We start from the raw sequence: 16,046 nt of genomic DNA on the forward strand, positions 1-16,046 counted from the left end.
AACACTAAAACGCCGCCAATATATCCCTTCCAGTCTCTTCCTAATTCAACTTTCAAAGATCATCTCAACCGGCTAACTCCGCTGCGTCTCCGCTCCAGCGCCGCCGGTGAATGGGCTTATACACCATCAGAAAAACTCAACAACCCCCTAAATGCATTTTTCTTCAAAAAACTGTCATCTTTTCCATATCCAATGGGAAAGTCGCTCGCCATAGCCTGAAAAATCCTAGATTTCAGCCAATTAACCACCACCCCCAACATCACACCTTAAAAAGACATCACACAAACTCATAGGAGAATCGCATCATCAGGACGAATCTGCACATTATCTCGTAGAAACGATTCCTTTGCTGCCTCACAGTTCCATAGGGCATAAAAAAAGCCAGCCCGGTTTCCCGAACTGGCTTCCTCCACACATCAAATATGCGAACTTTTAAAAAGCGTTCTGTTGAAACTGCTCAGCTGCTTCAATTTCCGCTCTTACGGCTTGCATCTCACGTGCAAGCTTTTCACGTTTTTTATCTTCGTGGGTGCCCAGACTGGTCCACTGCGCTTCAAGCTCGGCAAGACTCTCACGAGCGTCATCAACCGAAAGATCCTCCAACGCTCGTACCGAATCCGCAAGAATCGTGCAGTGATCCGCTGTCATATCCACGAAACCACCGTTGACAAAGCTACGCTGCAGCACTTTGCCATTCAGATATAGTGTAACAACACCCCCACGGAGCTGAAGCATGACTGGGGCGCGGCCTGGCATAGCCGCAATATCCCCTTCACTGCCCGGCACCACAGCCATATCGACCTCTTGATCAAGATGGCGCTTTTGCGGGCTTACAATCTCGGCACGAAGCGGCATTGGATTAGCCCTCCTGCTTCATCTTCTCTGCCTTCTCGACCGCTTCTTCGATCGAGCCGACCATGTAGAAGGCCCCTTCTGGCAAGTGGTCACATTCACCAGCCACAACAGCCTTAAAGGAACGCACTGTATCTTCCAGCGAGACCAGCTTACCTGGAGAGCCCGTAAAGACCTCTGCCACATGAAATGGCTGAGACAGGAAGCGTTGAATACGACGGGCACGCCCAACGACCAACTTATCTTCTTCAGAAAGCTCATCCATCCCCAAAATGGCGATGATATCTTGCAATTCTTTATAACTCTGCAAGGTGCTCTGAACTGTACGTGCTGTTTGATAATGATCGTCACCAACCAGCTTTGGATCCAGCGAACGAGATGTTGAGTCCAGCGGATCAACAGCTGGATAAATCCCCATTTCCGCGATGGAACGGTTCAGAACGGTCGTTGCATCCAAATGGGCAAAGGTCGCTGCTGGTGCAGGGTCGGTCAAGTCATCGGCAGGGACATACACAGCCTGAACGGAGGTAATAGATCCCTTCTTCGTGGATGTAATACGCTCCTGCAATGCACCCATTTCCGTCGCCAATGTTGGCTGATAGCCCACAGCGGAAGGAATACGGCCCAACAGAGCGGACACTTCAGAACCAGCCTGCGTAAAGCGGAAGATGTTATCAACGAAGAACAACACATCTTGCCCTTCGACATCACGGAAATATTCCGCAACAGACAGACCCGTCAGCGCCACACGTGAACGTGCGCCCGGTGGCTCATTCATCTGGCCATAAACCAGCGCCACTTTAGAGCCTTCTGTGCTGCCATTATCATTAAGCTTAATAACGCCAGCGCCCTGCATTTCGTAGTATAGGTCGTTCCCTTCACGAGTACGTTCACCCACACCAGCAAACACAGACACACCACCATGTGCCTTAGCGATGTTGTTGATCAGCTCTTGAATAATAACAGTCTTACCAACACCGGCACCACCGAAGAGACCAATCTTACCGCCCTTTAAATATGGGCAAAGCAGATCAATGACCTTAATCCCAGTAACCAGGATTTCGGAGTTAGCAGCCTGCTCTTCAAATGTTGGAGCAGGGCGGTGAATCGGGAAGCGCTCTTTCGTGGTGATTGGACCGCGATCGTCAACAGGTTCCCCCACGACGTTCAAAATACGACCAAGCGTTTCAGGCCCCACAGGAACAGTAATCTGCTCTCCTGTATCAGTAACCTCAGCACCACGAACCAGACCATCGGTCGTGTCCATAGCAATACAGCGGACTTGGCGCTCACCAATTTCCTGTGCCACTTCAAGCACGAGGGTTTGGTCACCATTCTTCACATGAAGTGCGTTCAGAATATGTGGGAGTTTCTCCCCAAATTGAACGTCCACAACAGGACCACGTATCTCAGTGATACGCCCGACAGCAGCGCCGGCTTGGTCAGCAGAGCGGTTGAGTTCCTCAGACATCAGTTTCGTCTCCTGCGTGATCTCAGACGGCTTCTGCGCCGGAAATAATTTCGATCAACTCGTTGGTAATATTAGTCTGTCGTGTACGGTTATATCTCAACGACAGATTATCAATGGCCTTACTAGCATTACGGCTGGCATTATCCATAGCCGTCATACGGGCCCCTTGCTCGCCTGCGGCACTCTCAAGAAGTGCTGCATAAATCTGCACCTCAAGATTGCGCGGTAAAAGCTGTGCCAACAACTCTTCGTCGTTAGGCTCAAACTCATACTGCGCTGTATCCGCATTAGCCTGCTGATTGTCATTTTCAGCAACTGGCAAAGGCACAAGGCCAATACGCTCTGGCGTCTGGGTCATGGCGTTTACAAACAAATTGCGCATCAATGTGCAGCAATCAATTTCGCCCTTATCCAGCATCTTACTCACGTGCTGTGCGATCGAAGCCGCCTGGCCAAATGAATCACCCTGCCCTGTATCGCTCGACAAAATGTCCACGATTGCATCCGGGTAGTAGCGTTTCAAAACATCTCCGCCCTTGCGCCCTACAGGCAACAAACGAACGGTTTTACCCTGACTGTGAAGCTCATTGATATACTGACGTGCCTGCCGTACGATGTTGGCGTTAAACCCGCCAGCCAAACCACGGTCGGACGTCATTACAATAAGCAAATGCGTCTGGTCCTTCCCTGTCCCGGCCATAAGCCGGGGCAAAGAGGATGGATCAGCCCCTTGTACGGTCGATGCCAATTCACCCATCATCCGATACATCGTATCAGCATAGGGCTTGGCAGATTCGGCCTGAACTTGGGCGCGCCTCAGCTTTGAGGCAGCGACCATTTTCATCGCGTTCGTAATTTTGCGCGTCGATTTGACGCCTCCAATACGTGCGCGGAGTTCCTTCATCGAAGCCATGTTACACCGTCCTTAGGCAGAAAAGCGTTTACCGAAGGCTTCCAGAAGCGCCTTAAGCTTTTCCTCAATCTCTGACGTTAACTGGCGTTCCTTACGGAGTGCATCTAACACACCGTTGCCTTCACCGTGACGCACTTCAGAAAGCAGGCCCTGCTCATAAGCCACGACCTTATCCACTGGAACCTTATCCAGATAGCCACGTGTCCCAGCAAACAGCACTACAACCTGCTCTTCCCAGCTCAGCGGGGATGTTTCAGGCTGTTTCAGCAGCTCAACGAGACGCGCACCACGATCCAGCTGACGACGTGTTGCTGGGTCAAGGTCAGACGCGAACTGTGCGAAGGATGCCATCTCACGATACTGTGCCAGCTCCAGCTTAATCGTCCCAGCTACCTGTTTCATAGCTTTGACCTGAGCGGAAGACCCCACACGAGACACAGAGCCACCCACGTTCACAGCAGGGCGAATACCCTTATAGAACAAGTCAGTTTCGAGGAAGATCTGACCGTCGGTAATCGAAATCACGTTTGTTGGAATATACGCAGAGGTATCACCAGCTTGTGTTTCAATCACTGGCAGAGCTGTCATTGAACCGCCACCATTGGCATCGGACATCTTTGCAGAACGTTCCAGCAAGCGAGAATGCAAATAGAACACATCCCCTGGGAACGCTTCACGGCCTGGCGGACGACGAAGCAGCAAAGACAGCTGACGATAGGCTACAGCCTGCTTGGATAAGTCATCGTAACAGAGCAAGGAATGCATGCCATTGTCACGGAAATACTCACCCATAGAGGATGCGGCATACGGTGCCAGATACTGCATTGGCGCTGATTCAGAGGCCGTTGCCGCCACAACGATGGAGTATTCCATCGCACCGGTATCAACCAGCTTGCGCACCAAGTTCGCCACTGTTGAGCGTTTCTGGCCAATAGCCACATATACGCAGTACAGAGAGGTCTTTGGGTCACCCTCAGCATTAACAGCCTTCTGAGCAACGATTGTATCCATCAGAATAGCTGTTTTGCCTGTCTGACGGTCACCAATCACGAGCTCACGTTGTCCGCGCCCAACAGGCACCAAAGCATCAATAGCTTTAATACCGGTCTGCATCGGCTCATCCACCGATTGACGTGGCATAATCCCCGGTGCCTTCATTTCGGCACGACGATATTCCACATCTTCGAGTGGGCCGCGACCATCAATCGGGTTTCCGAGGCCATCAACAACGCGCCCCAAGAGCCCCTTACCAACAGGCACTTCAACAACTTTACCAGTTCGCAACACAGTATCGCCTTCGCTGACGGTATCACCGTCACCAAAAATCACGATACCAACACTGTCACTCTCGAGGTTTAGAGCCATGCCACGTAGGCCTGTGCCCTCAAACTCAACCATTTCACCAGCAACGACATGGGTCAGACCATAGACGCGGGCGATCCCATCCCCGATGGATAAAACGGTTCCGGTTTCAGAAACCGCCTCAGGCTGATCGAAAGAAGCAATTTGCTGCTTGAGAATCTCCGAAATCTCGGCGGGACGGATGTCCATCACGCGGCTCCCTTCATAGCGTTCTGCAGGCGGGTCAGACGCCCAGCGATCGATGTATCAAAAAGAACTGAACCAACACGCACTGTCATCCCACCCACTAAGGCGGGGTTTAGGCGTTCGGTCATAGCGATTGTGTCGTAGCCAGCCTCTTTCAAGCTGGTACGAAGACGCTCACGCTGTGCGTCATTCAACGGCTGAGCGGTGGCAACGTCCACACGCACTTCACCGCGGCGGCGAGCATCCAAAAGCACGACGGCTTCTAAAATTTCGTCTAAATGGGCAAGGCGCCCCTGTTGGGCAACAACCCCAACAAAACGACGCATCTCATCGCCAAGACTAAGCCCCTGAACCAAGGCATTAGCCAACTCAGGCGCTCGGCGCACGTTTAGCCGCGGATCTGCCAACGCAGAGCGTAGCGCCTTATTTTCTGCAATAACGTGTTGTAGGGTCTTGACCTGCTGAAGCACTGCAGAAATATCCGCTCCATCAGCCAAATAGTCATAAAAAGCCCGGGCATAACGTTGCGCTGCTTCGCCTGGCGCTCTGATCCGCTTTTCCTGTGCTACCGTCACGGGCGTGTTCCGTCTTCAGAAGTTCGAGCATCAGAAACCGGTTTTCCCCGGCTTCACACAGCCGAACAAGCCCCAGTCCCCATACAATTGCACAGGTTTATTCTAGGCCCATCCGGCCAGCGTTCACGGTTATTTTCTAACACGCTCAAACAAAAAAAAGCAACCTGACCACACGCTCTATTGCGTGATCGCACATTCTCTTTACGAAAATTACCTTTTTCTTCCCTCGGTCTTCCGATAGTAAAATCGACACGTGGCACATCACTATACCCCCCTTAAAACAAGGAGCATCTCTATGTTTGCCAATGCCTCGCGCTTTCTGCGCCCTGTGCAAAAACCGTTCATTTTAATACTGGGTGCAACGCTGATCAGCATCTCCAGCATGGGTCTAGCCGCTACTGTTACCAACAAACCTAGCTTCCCCTCATTGGAATATTGGGACAACTGGACAGACGCACAAGGTGTCAGCCATCTCACAAAATGTCGGATTACCTCCTTCAACCCCGTTGATGAAAAACACCCCACATCGCTCAAGGCTGTCTCGCCTAAAGAAGCGAACGCGGACAAGAAAAGCACGGCTCCACTCGCCATGGTCTGGACAGGGGCCAACCGCACAGGCAGCGCCACCGTAACCACAACCGTGCAACCTCCAGGTTGGAAGAGCCCATGGCATGCCACTAAGCATGTTGAATGGATTGTACCAGTCGCCGGGATTTACACGACGCAAACGATGGACGGCACACGAATCGAACTGAACCCGGGTGACATCCTGCTCAACGAAGATGGTGGCAGCATTCGCGATTCAGAAGGCCACCAAGGCCACCTATCTACCAATGAAGGGAAAGATGCCTCAGCCCTCATGGTCACACAATTTAATGCACCAGCGAACCACACGCACAAAGCCTGCGTGCAAAAATAATATTTTCTAAATTGTCAGGAGAGAATGGAGCGGGCGAAGGGAATCGAACCCTCATCGGTAGCTTGGAAGGCTACTGCATTAGCCATTATGCTACGCCCGCTCATCTGAGGATGAGTTTTTAAACCATTCCTTCTTTTAAGAGCAAGGGGTTTTAGGAAAGAAAAAGAGAATATCATCTTTTTTTCTCTCATTGCTCACAGAGGGCTTGACTTTAGGGCTCAATCATACTTTTTATCGCGACCACCGCTGGTGATCACCACGCATCAACAGCGCCGGTTCGACTTAAGTTCCGGAAGGGGTGTAGCTCAATTGGCTAGAGCGCCGGTCTCCAAAACCGGAGGTTGCGGGTTCGAGACCCTCCACCCCTGCCACTTCATTCCCTGTTTGGCGGGGAGTTCCCCCCATGTAAATCAGGGCTGCTTTAGATTTGAGGATGATGGTGTCGGTCAGTAAGCCGAAAGGCGATTCCCGTAAGAAGCCTCCGGCCACAAAAGGCTCCGGATTCAATCCCCGCAGATATTTTATGGATGTCCGCGCTGAGGCGCGACGTGTCACATGGCCGACGCGACGGGGCACCCTTACAACAACGGCAGCAGTGCTTGTCATGGTTGTCATTACCTGTATTTTCTTCCTGATCGTGGACCAGGCAATCGGCCTGGGCATTCGCGGACTTTTTGGCGTCGGAGGCTAAGGCAGAACCCATGGCAAAACGCTGGTACGTTGTGCATGTCTACTCAGGATTTGAAAAAAAGATCTCTGAGCATATTCGTGAACAAGCCGCAAAAAAGGGCTTGGATGATCATTTTGAAGAGATTCTTGTTCCTGCAGAGGAAGTAACCGAGGTCCGCCGTGGCCGTAAGGTGAATACCGAACGGAAGTTCTTCCCAGGTTATGTTCTGGTGAAGATGGAGCTAAGCGATCAAGCGTGGCATTTGGTGAAAGACACACCAAAAGTGACGGGCTTTTTGGGCACACGCAATAAGCCTACACCCATCACAAATGCTGAAGCGCAACGTATCGTTAAGCAGGCTCAAGAAGGGTTTGAGAGCCCTCGCTCTAACCTGTCTTTCGAGATTGGAGAGCAAGTGCGCGTTTCCGATGGGCCGTTTACCTCTTTCAACGGAAGTGTGGAAGAAGTGGATACAGAGCATCAGCGTCTGAAGGTCAGCGTCTCTATCTTTGGTCGCTCCACACCGGTTGATCTTGATTACCATCAGGTTGAGAAGCTCTAAACGCTTTTCTCTGAAGAGAGATATTAAAAGGCCCGCCTTCTTATCTAAGAAGAGCGGGTTTTTTTAATAAGCTTCTTCTAATCTCTTTCCTATAAGAAAGCAGACCGCTCATCTAAGCGGCTTATATAAGGGGGGGGGTGACGCGTTTGACCCGTCTAGCCCCATCTCTACCGCTTCTACAGGGCTAAACGAGAGGAAAGAGGAACACTACGTCCACCTCATCATCCCCCCTCGGCAGTTCATAACCCTCTCTAAGCTTTCACAGCCCTAAAACTCACTCGAAGAGGGAAACAACCTTTCTTAAGCAGGCACATGCATGCCAGAGAGCACTTGAGCGGCTTGGTCAGCTACAGAACCAACCCCCTCACTAAGCGCCTCAGCAAGCGCTTGTGGGCGCTGTGACACACTCTGCGGGGAAACCCAATGCACAGGGAAGCTCTGCGCCGTCCCTGTCGCCTCTCCACCAGGCTTGATCGACAAGATGCCGTCAATCACAGCGTGCCGTCCTTCGCCGAGATCAAAGCGCGTTATGCTCAACGAAACATAAGCCTGCGGAGATGCCGCAACAGCATCATTTTGAGAGAAAACAATCCGCCCCGGCAAGCGCTGCCCAAGATTAGCAGACAAAGTGTGACCAATCAGCGTGCTCAGCGGTTCGCTCCACGTCGCACCATCATCCATCACCATACGGTATGATTGCCCTGACAGCACCATCGTATCACGATCAAGCTGCTCAGGAACGGAAGGAAGCAACACCTTAACCGTCTGCACGGCTCCGAGTGACGCCGGATAAGACGGGCCCTTCTGATGCATGAGCGTATAATAGGTAGGAGAATTATTCGAGCATCCCACCAGAGCGAGGCATCCCATCACCACGCTACATCCAAGCGCGAAGCGTCCTTGGTTATAACAGCGTTTTAATGATGAGAACTTAAGAGAAAAAACCATAATCAGTGCCTACGCCCTGTAATCAATGCAGAAGGATGATGATCCAGATACTGGGTCAGCTGATGAATTGACCGCGATGCTTGTGTAAGTTGCTGAACAAGCGTTCCAAGATTCCGGTGGAAATCAGTATCGCCACTATAAGCGGCCATCAGCGTGCGTGCTTGTTCAATCGTCGTATTCATATTGTTCAACAACGCGGGAAGATGCTCATCCGCGTGATCCATCAAGCGGTTTAGCGCTGATAAAGACCCCTGCAACGCGATCATAGACTGAGTAAGCTGAGGGCTGCGCACCCGTTCATCCGTATCAGCTAAGAGAGCGTTAATATGATCTCCAATCTGTTCCAGCGGCATATTGGAGACTTTATCAGCCACAGTGGAAACAGATTGTAAAATCCCATCCATACCACCGGGTTCGTTCGGCAGAATAGCCACCCCGCCTTCATAATGAAGCTCGCCAGGCTTTCCACTATGGGTAAAGCCCAGAGCCACCATCGATTCCCCTGTCAGGAAGCTAACATTCTGCACCGAAGCATGAAGACCACGCGCTACAAAATCTGACAAAACTTTCTGGCTATAACCCGGATGAACGTTATCATCCTCAGCCACACGACCAGGTTCAATTTGCATATCAACACGCACACGCGGCCCTGTTCGTGGCGTATTCAGTTCAAGATGCACGCCTGTGACGATACCAATCTGCATCCCAAACATCGTTACTTTACTGCCTTCAGTCAGTCCACCAATGGAGCTATCCACGTAAGTTGCGACACGCACACGCTGGCGATAACGCGTATTGTCTGCTTCCTCAGGACTATCATAAAGACGGAAAACAGCGTTCGCCTCAGCTTCGGGGGCATCAATCCCACGACTATAGGACGAGCGCCCAAAGGCCAGCCCACCGGTAAACAGGGTTTGTAAAGATTGCAGACGCACCTGAAGCCCACCGGCACCAAAACCAACCTGCATTCCCGACACATTCCAAAAGCGGCTATCAACCTTCAGATAATGATCGTACGGGGCACGAACAAAAACCTGCAGCAAGATAGGCCCCTCTCCGCCTTGGGGCATTGTGTATCCTAACACTTCACCCACTTGAAGATCTCGAAAGAAAATCGGCGCCCCTGAACCCAGTGACTCCAACCGAGGAGCGACCAACCAATAGGTAGACCCCGGTTGGTCAGACCGTACACCTGGTGGATTCTCCAACCCTTTGAAAAGACGCTGATGAGGGCCTCCAGCGGCGCCTGGGTCTAGAGCAATATAAGCCCCTGAAAGAAGCGTATCGAGACCCGTAATGCTCGTCCCATTAACACGTGGGCGCACAACCCAGAACCGCGCATTATGAGTCAGAAGATTTTCACTTCCACCATTCATCTGAACCGTGACATCGGCATGGCTCATGTCGGAGCTAAGATCAACAGTTTGCACGACCCCGAGGGTAACGGCCTTGTTCTTAACCTGCGTTTGCCCCGGCACCAGCCCATCAGCCGTGTCGAATGAAATCGTAATCAACGGCCCTTGCGTGCTAAAATGTTCCCAAACAAGCCAGCCCGAAATCGCCACGGCAAGAACAGGAATAATCCACAGAATGGAAAATCGTGTCGGCCGCAACGAAGCATGAGCTTCTTGAGGGGAGGAGCGTTCTGTTTTTGGACTCTTATCACTCACGCGCGTTTAGGCTCCATCTCATCAGATCCGGAAAGAGGCTCCACCTTTTCATCTCGAGAAAAGGACGAAGCATGATCATCATTTAGCCCTGCAGCATCCCACATCTCACGGGGATCATACAAATCGGCAGCAAAAATCGTTAAAATAACAACAGCAGCAAAGAATATAACGCCCGTTTCCGCCATAACACGGGCAAAAAATGGAAAACGCACCACGGCGACAAGAATCGAGATCATAAATACGTCAATCATAGACCATCGCCCAATAAACACGACTATACGGTAGAGTTTACTAAGCCATGGCAAAATCCATCGTCGCGGATGACGCTGATAGTACAGCATCACATTCAAAGACACAATTTTCAGCACTGGAACGGTGATACTCGCAAAGAGTACCAAGAGGGATAGAAAATAGAGCTTAGACTGCCAAAGCTCTATCACACCGCCAATAATTGTATGGGGGCCACTATGGCCAAGCTTAGTAAGCGACATGACAGGGAAAAGATTGGCCGGAACGTAACAACTCAGAGAGGCAATAAGGAACGCTATTGTCGCACTAAAGCTATTCCGTTTACGGCGGCGTAAAATCTGCCCACAACGCGGGCAATCACCCATATCATGTTCCGCCGCCACGGCATCCTCAGCAACAAAAACGAGATGACACGCATGACAAGACAGCATCTTCTCAGGATGAGGGAGTGGATGAACGTCGCTTGGATATAAACCGAGCCCATGCCGCTTATCAACTGATTGGTGCCTCCAAATAATGCTCGCATCAAAGGTAGAGTCCATCACGGCCATCATCAACATCAACCCGCCCAGCAGGAAGGCCCCTGGCTCTAGGGTTACGACCGCCATATCCACCAATTTTGTATAGGCAACAATCAACCCGATGACATAAACTTCAACCATCGACCACGGTCGTAAACGCTCATACCACGCCATACAGGGCCTAATCCAAAGTGGTACCTGCGCACGGAAACTTCCCCCCAAGATCGCGAGCATGAGTGCTAACACCACCCCGGGCATCACCACGGTTGTAAAACCGACTAGGATACCAATTTCTCCAAACCCCTGATGGATAAGCTCAATCGGGCCGCTTATAAGATTAACAGCGTTACGCCGTCCATGCACATCCAATACCAGGAGCGGGCTGAGCAATAACGCCCAGTACAAAGCTAAAGAGGCAACACAAAAGCCAAGGGGCGCCAAAATGGCTGAGGTGCGCCGGCGCCGTTCCAACTTGCCCCCACAGCGCGGACAGGCAGCCGTCAGTCCGGGCTCTAGGGAAGGGACGCGCTGAAACAGCCCACATGTTGGGCATTCATGCACACCTTCTACAACGCGAAGATTTGGCTGTGGTGTATCGCGGTGGTGCACAGAGCACGCGCCTCCCTTACTCCAAAGCCCTTTATGAAAATAATCATTCCTGAGCATAGCACCCCCCAATGTGACAGAGCACACTGCTCCTGCAACCCCTTCTTATACACTGTCAGGAATTATTTTTACGCAACCCGTTGCGAAAGCGCTCTATTTTCTTTATAGGCACTGCGAGCGCCGACGTAGCTCAGGGGTAGAGCAACTGATTCGTAATCAGTAGGTCCTCGGTTCAATTCCGAGCGTCGGCACCATCTCCTCCACCTTTGATAATATTATTTAAAGCGCAGGACTCATTGCCTGGGGGTCCAAACATTGCTGTACCGACGAGGGGCTTACACCCTCTTTTCCACGATCATGACGATGGCACTTTTTTTGAGTCCTATCGTTGCACCCGCTTATAGTCGTCAGCAGCCCCTTTTTTACGCACCAACACCCAGCCTCGCCTGTGAAAGTGCGGCGCTCACGGAGCGCCTTTATTCAGCAGAAAGAATACATTTATCTGCGGAAGCAGCTCACCGTTTACACGAGCACCAAAAAGCCCACTGCCATACACTAACAATAGATCAATTATGGGAGCCGCTCCATGTTCGTGGGTCTTTAGTCGAGATTAAAGGTGTCTCACCCAATAACGTTGATGGGCTACGCCTGTATGTCCCTCAAACACGACTAACGCCTTTAGAACCAGAAACATCACCCAGCTTTACGTTCTCTCCCATTGTACATCAGCCAACATTACCACCTGACCTCCCCTTTGTCGGGTTTGGTCTCTACTTTATATGGCGTGGAATACGCTTCTTACGCCGCCGTCGGCGCACATGGCGTGTTATCCGCACCCTTATCACAAGCCACTCACACACCCTCTTTGAACGACGCCGGCAGCTCCTAACCCCTAATCCATATGGAAGCACCAACCCGAATCGTTGGCATAAAGAGAAAGAAACCTTCTGCCAAAGCGTCTTACTCCCAGCCCTTCGGCAAAAAAAACTAATCCAATTTTGGCCCATATGGGAAAAACGCACGGATCGCTTTATTGAAAGCTGCACGCGCCGCACCGCGCCCAAACATCCTCCTAGCCCAACCTTTGAACCGCCAGAGACCCTTTCCCCATCGCATGATCGGGCTTTAACATCACGTATGGAGCCACTTGATTACGAACGATATTGCGCACAAATTTTGCAGCGTGCTGGTTGGCAGACTTACGTTACTCCCACAGGGAGCGACCAAGGAGCTGATATTATTGCCACCCGTCGTCAGGTTCGACTCGTTGTACAGTGTAAGCTCTATAGCCGTCCTGTAGGCAATAAGGCAGTGCAGGAAGTCTTTACGGCATGCAAATATCAGCGCGCCCAACTTGCTGCTGTTGTCTCTAATGCAGGCTATACGCGTCACGCACGACAGCTTGCTGCCAGCACAGGCGTGTATCTTCTCCATCACCGGCAGCTTGCAAGCCTTGATGAAAGCACCCCTCAACCTGGCCAAGCTTCTTTTTTATAATCTATTCCTCTAAAGAAATGAGTGGTCGGCCATTTATCAATGGATAGACTTCTTATGTTCCCTTTTAGAGACTACCGTTTATGACCTTCTTTCTCTTCTCGGTTTCTTTAGGTTTTGCTTTGGGATTTTTCGTCAAAACCTATCGTGTTAAAAAAGAGACCCAACCTTTGCTGCACACCATTCGCTCTCTTGAGAGCACGATAACCGCTCTTAAAAAACAAGAGAATGATCGGCAAAAAAATGCAGCTCAATGGCGTTTAAAGCGTGAGAAAAAACAAAAAGAAGAGTCCCAAAACGACCTCTCCAACCCCCAAAACCAACTCCGCTTCGTCTCCCAATGCGGCTTATATGCCAAAGCTCCCATTAATCGCGAATGTGCAACAGTCCTTCTTTATCGTCTTGAAAAATGGGTAAGACAGCAGCATCCAGAATGGCGTATTGGTTTTGAAGTCGGCATGGGCTCTTTTGTTAAAACATTCGAAACACCCCACGACTCTCTCTCAAACCAAGCTTTCCATTCCTACAACAGCAAACGCGTTGACTTCCTGCTGATTGATAAAAGCGGCCAACCAAAACTCGCGGTTGAATATAATGGATCAGGCCATGACCTTGATGACATGGCTGAAGCACGGATGACCGTCAAAAAGCGTGCTCTTCGCAAGGCCGGTATTCCACTCTTGGAAATAGAAAAAGACACCCCAGAAGAAAGAATCTACGCTCTTCTAACTGCCCACTGCCCTTGATAACGCCCCGCTTTTACGCAGAGTGGTCACGCCATACGAACACATGACGACCTGGGCGCAGGCCGTATTCACCCGTGGCCACAAAGCCTAGTTTTTCTAACAGTTGCCATGATGGGCGGTTTTCAGCACGGCATTCTGCAATAATCTGTCGTTGGGGAACATTGTGTGTAAGAGCTTCAAGCGCAGCAGAAACCGCCTCATAAGCAATACCACGTCGATATTGAGCAGGATGCACCCAATAGCCGATCTCTACTTGATCATCTCCTCTAGGATGCACACCGATGACTGCGACCAATGACACGTTCCCATGAAAGCAAACACCAAGGAACTGCCCTCCTTCTTCCCTTGTGACATCTAAGAGAGCATCAGCATCTGCACGCGTAAAAGGGGTCGGCAAGAAATGAACGACTTCTGTAATGTCTTTGTGATTCGTGAGCTCCGTTAATACCGTAGCATCCTGCTTTGTTAACGGACGCAACGTAAAGCGCTCTGTGTGCAAAGCGGGCATCTCCAATGGTGCTTTCATCACATGAATTCCCCTAACCTCTTATCCTACCCAACAAAAAGGGCCCGCCTCATCATGAAGCAGGCCCTTTCCTTCATACTCTCTTAAAAACCATCACTCTCAAGTCACGGTCTTTCAGAAGAGATTAAGACGCAACCGAGTTACGGATGAGGTAATCAAAGGCAGACAGAGCCGCCTTTGCGCCTTCGCCCTCTGCAATCACGATCTGCTTATAAGGGACAGTCGTCGCGTCACCAGCACCAAAGATGCCCGGGACTGTGCTGCGGCAACGCTCATCAATCACCACTTCACCAATGCGAGACGTCTCAACCGTGCCTTTCAACCAATCTGTGTTTGGCAGCAAGCCGATCTGAACAAAAATACCATCAACTTTCAGCTCATGATTCTCGCCGTCTTTCACACCCTGCCAAGACAGGCCGGTCATCTTCTTCCCGTCACCCTGGATCTCTGTGGTGCGCGCATTCAAAACAACATCCACATTCGGCAGACTATGCAGCTTCTCTTGCAACACTTCATCAGCCGTCAACTGAGGGTCATATTGCAGCACGGTAACGTGCGAAACGACACCAGCGAGGTCAATCGCGGCCTCAACACCACTATTACCACCGCCAGCAACAGCGACAGGACGCCCCTTAAAGAATGGGCCATCACAATGAGGGCAATAGGCGACACCGCGGCTACGATATTCTTCTTCACCCGGCACACCAAGTTGACGCCACCGCGCGCCTGTCGCCACGATGATCGTGCGGGCCTTCAAGTGAGCACCGCTCGCCAGAACGACCTCATGCAGACCGCCTTCCTTCTCAGCCGGTATCAGCTTCGCAGCGAGCTGGCCTGCAATGATACGCACATCGTAGCTACGCACGTGCTGCTCAAGATTGCGCGCCAATGTTGGGCCATCTGTCTCTGGAATAGAGATAAAGTTCTCAATCCCTGATGTATCATTGACCTGACCACCGAAGCGCTCTGCCAACAGCCCCGTACGCACACCTTTACGTGCCGTATAGATTGCCGCCGCACAACCTGCCGGGCCTGAGCCAATCACCAGCGTATCAAACGGTGCTTCATCATTGAGCTTCTCAGCAGAACGAGCGGCCCCAGCACTATCAACCTTGGCCAGAATCTGACCAAGATCCATACGCCCGCTAGAGAAGTTCTCACCGTTCAAGAAGACCTGCGGCACAGAACGCACATCACGTGCTTCCACCTCATCTTGGAACAAAGCGCCATCAATGGACGTGTGATGGATCTTGGGGTTCAAGATGCTCATCGTGTTCAGCGCTTGCACGACGTCTGGGCAGTTATGGCAAGAGAGCGAGAAATATGTCTCGAAATGATACTCGCCATCTAACGCTTTAATCTGCTCAACCTGATCAGGTTCAACCTTTGGTGGATGTCCACCCACTTGCAGCAGCGCCAAAACAAGCGACGTAAACTCATGACCAAGCGGCAGACCGGCAAAGCGAACCTTTACGTCAGAATCCTTACGGCGAATTAAAAATGACGGACGACGCTTGTCAGTACCCCCTTCTTCAAGGTATACCTTGTCAGAGAGTTCGGAAATTTCAGTAAGCAGTTCCCGCATGTCGCGGGACTTTTCGTCTTCCCCGAGGGACGACTCGAGTACGATATCATCGCGCAGATGCTGCAAATACGTACGTAGCTGTGTCTTCAGATCGTCGTTGAGCATGATATTTCCCTAGAACTTGAGACCAGAACCGATAGCATAAGGCCGGTCGATAGAGACGAAAAGAGGCGTGTCGATCCCCCCGACAC

16 protein-coding genes and 3 tRNA genes are annotated in these 16,046 nt (G+C 51.2%); 8 read left to right on the forward strand and 11 right to left on the reverse strand.

Going from position 1 to position 16,046, the window contains the following annotated elements:
- A partial coding sequence (locus tag F457_RS14115) for a hypothetical protein (protein WP_211209043.1) occupies positions 1-219 on the forward strand: 219 nt, incomplete at its 5' end.
- A 213-nt stretch (positions 220-432) separates the two neighbouring features.
- Here the strand turns inward: F457_RS14115 and atpC are convergent.
- The 5 genes from atpC to atpH are packed head-to-tail and all read right to left on the reverse strand — an operon-like array spanning position 433 to position 5,359.
- Positions 433-855: an ATP synthase F1 subunit epsilon gene (gene atpC / locus F457_RS0108315; protein ID WP_018980677.1), complete on the reverse strand. Its 423-nt coding sequence runs from the start codon at positions 853-855 to the stop codon at positions 433-435.
- Positions 856-859: 4 nt separating this feature from the next.
- Positions 860-2,323: a F0F1 ATP synthase subunit beta gene (atpD, locus tag F457_RS0108320; RefSeq protein ID WP_018980678.1), complete on the reverse strand. Its 1,464-nt coding sequence runs from the start codon at positions 2,321-2,323 to the stop codon at positions 860-862.
- A gap of 22 nt (positions 2,324-2,345) precedes the next feature.
- Positions 2,346-3,236 (reverse strand): F0F1 ATP synthase subunit gamma, encoded by an 891-nt coding sequence (locus F457_RS0108325; protein WP_018980679.1) that lies wholly within the window; start codon positions 3,234-3,236, stop codon positions 2,346-2,348.
- Positions 3,237-3,248: 12 nt separating this feature from the next.
- Entirely contained in the window at positions 3,249-4,787 is a 1,539-nt protein-coding gene (gene atpA, locus F457_RS0108330) for a F0F1 ATP synthase subunit alpha (RefSeq protein ID WP_018980680.1), read from the reverse strand.
- A complete protein-coding gene (gene atpH, locus F457_RS0108335; protein ID WP_018980681.1) occupies positions 4,787-5,359 on the reverse strand; it encodes an ATP synthase F1 subunit delta in 573 nt (190 codons plus the stop codon). Before atpH ends, atpA begins: the two co-directional genes overlap by 1 nt.
- A gap of 295 nt (positions 5,360-5,654) precedes the next feature.
- Between atpH and F457_RS12650 the strand changes: the two genes are divergently transcribed.
- Positions 5,655-6,278 carry a cupin domain-containing protein gene (locus tag F457_RS12650; protein WP_018980682.1) on the forward strand — a complete coding sequence of 208 codons (624 nt, stop codon included), beginning with the start codon at positions 5,655-5,657 and terminating at the stop codon, positions 6,276-6,278.
- Positions 6,279-6,303: 25 nt separating this feature from the next.
- Here F457_RS12650 and F457_RS0108345 read toward each other — a convergent pair.
- Positions 6,304-6,378, reverse strand: a tRNA-Gly gene (locus F457_RS0108345).
- Positions 6,379-6,572: 194 nt separating this feature from the next.
- Here F457_RS0108345 and F457_RS0108350 point away from each other — a divergent pair.
- The 3 genes from F457_RS0108350 to nusG all read left to right on the forward strand — a co-directional run bounded on the left by F457_RS0108350 (position 6,573) and on the right by nusG (position 7,510).
- Positions 6,573-6,649 (forward strand) — tRNA-Trp (locus tag F457_RS0108350).
- A gap of 152 nt (positions 6,650-6,801) precedes the next feature.
- On the forward strand, positions 6,802-6,969 hold the full coding sequence (secE, locus tag F457_RS0108355) for a preprotein translocase subunit SecE (RefSeq protein ID WP_026294301.1): 168 nt from the start codon (positions 6,802-6,804) through the stop codon (positions 6,967-6,969).
- 10 nt (positions 6,970-6,979) lie between these two features.
- Positions 6,980-7,510, forward strand: a complete 531-nt coding sequence (gene nusG / locus F457_RS0108360; RefSeq protein WP_018980684.1) for a transcription termination/antitermination protein NusG — start codon at positions 6,980-6,982, stop codon at positions 7,508-7,510.
- Between the two features lie 300 nt (positions 7,511-7,810).
- On the opposite strand, the gene F457_RS12655 is transcribed toward nusG, so the two are convergent.
- The 3 genes from F457_RS12655 to F457_RS0108375 are packed head-to-tail and all read right to left on the reverse strand — an operon-like array spanning position 7,811 to position 11,507.
- Positions 7,811-8,458 (reverse strand): PqiC family protein, encoded by a 648-nt coding sequence (locus tag F457_RS12655; protein WP_018980685.1) that lies wholly within the window; start codon positions 8,456-8,458, stop codon positions 7,811-7,813.
- 2 nt (positions 8,459-8,460) lie between these two features.
- On the reverse strand, positions 8,461-10,128 hold the full coding sequence (locus tag F457_RS0108370; RefSeq protein WP_018980686.1) for a PqiB family protein: 1,668 nt from the start codon (positions 10,126-10,128) through the stop codon (positions 8,461-8,463).
- Positions 10,125-11,507, reverse strand: coding sequence for a paraquat-inducible protein A (locus F457_RS0108375; RefSeq protein WP_245539133.1), 1,383 nt, complete (start codon positions 11,505-11,507; stop codon positions 10,125-10,127). The genes F457_RS0108370 and F457_RS0108375 overlap by 4 nt, the downstream gene beginning before the upstream one ends.
- Before the next feature lie 176 nt (positions 11,508-11,683).
- Between F457_RS0108375 and F457_RS0108380 the strand changes: the two genes are divergently transcribed.
- From F457_RS0108380 to F457_RS0108390, 3 genes are all read left to right on the forward strand, one after another.
- Positions 11,684-11,758: transfer RNA gene (locus F457_RS0108380), tRNA-Thr, on the forward strand.
- A 121-nt stretch (positions 11,759-11,879) separates the two neighbouring features.
- The gene (locus F457_RS13350) at positions 11,880-13,001 is read left to right on the forward strand and encodes a restriction endonuclease (protein ID WP_169584120.1); all 1,122 of its coding nucleotides are present in this window, start codon (positions 11,880-11,882) and stop codon (positions 12,999-13,001) included.
- A gap of 80 nt (positions 13,002-13,081) precedes the next feature.
- Positions 13,082-13,744, forward strand: a complete 663-nt coding sequence (locus F457_RS0108390) for a DUF2726 domain-containing protein (protein ID WP_018980689.1) — start codon at positions 13,082-13,084, stop codon at positions 13,742-13,744.
- Between the two features lie 13 nt (positions 13,745-13,757).
- On the opposite strand, the gene F457_RS0108395 is transcribed toward F457_RS0108390, so the two are convergent.
- Positions 13,758-14,270, reverse strand: a complete 513-nt coding sequence (locus tag F457_RS0108395) for a GNAT family N-acetyltransferase (RefSeq protein ID WP_018980690.1) — start codon at positions 14,268-14,270, stop codon at positions 13,758-13,760.
- A 124-nt stretch (positions 14,271-14,394) separates the two neighbouring features.
- Complete coding sequence (gene ahpF, locus F457_RS0108400) at positions 14,395-15,960, reverse strand: alkyl hydroperoxide reductase subunit F (RefSeq protein WP_018980691.1); 1,566 nt, start codon at positions 15,958-15,960, stop codon at positions 14,395-14,397.
- Between the last annotated feature and the right edge of the window lie 86 nt (positions 15,961-16,046).

The sequence above is a fragment of the Saccharibacter floricola DSM 15669 genome (assembly GCF_000378165.1).
Classification (GTDB): domain Bacteria; phylum Pseudomonadota; class Alphaproteobacteria; order Acetobacterales; family Acetobacteraceae; genus Saccharibacter; species Saccharibacter floricola.

Excerpts from the sequence above, each read along its gene's own strand:
- atpC (WP_018980677.1), bottom strand. The coding sequence starts at position 855 with ATGCCGCTTCGTGCCGAGATTGTAAGCCCGCAAAAGCGCCATCTTGAT.
- atpD (WP_018980678.1), bottom strand. The coding sequence starts at position 2,323 with ATGTCTGAGGAACTCAACCGCTCTGCTGACCAAGCCGGCGCTGCTGTC.
- F457_RS0108325 (WP_018980679.1), bottom strand. The coding sequence starts at position 3,236 with ATGGCTTCGATGAAGGAACTCCGCGCACGTATTGGAGGCGTCAAATCG.
- atpA (WP_018980680.1), bottom strand. The coding sequence starts at position 4,787 with ATGGACATCCGTCCCGCCGAGATTTCGGAGATTCTCAAGCAGCAAATT.
- F457_RS12650 (WP_018980682.1), top strand. The coding sequence starts at position 5,655 with ATGTTTGCCAATGCCTCGCGCTTTCTGCGCCCTGTGCAAAAACCGTTC.
- secE (WP_026294301.1), top strand. The coding sequence starts at position 6,802 with ATGGATGTCCGCGCTGAGGCGCGACGTGTCACATGGCCGACGCGACGG.
- nusG (WP_018980684.1), top strand. The coding sequence starts at position 6,980 with ATGGCAAAACGCTGGTACGTTGTGCATGTCTACTCAGGATTTGAAAAA.
- F457_RS12655 (WP_018980685.1), bottom strand. The coding sequence starts at position 8,458 with ATGGTTTTTTCTCTTAAGTTCTCATCATTAAAACGCTGTTATAACCAA.
- F457_RS0108390 (WP_018980689.1), top strand. The coding sequence starts at position 13,082 with ATGACCTTCTTTCTCTTCTCGGTTTCTTTAGGTTTTGCTTTGGGATTT.
- F457_RS0108395 (WP_018980690.1), bottom strand. The coding sequence starts at position 14,270 with ATGAAAGCACCATTGGAGATGCCCGCTTTGCACACAGAGCGCTTTACG.
- ahpF (WP_018980691.1), bottom strand. The coding sequence starts at position 15,960 with ATGCTCAACGACGATCTGAAGACACAGCTACGTACGTATTTGCAGCAT.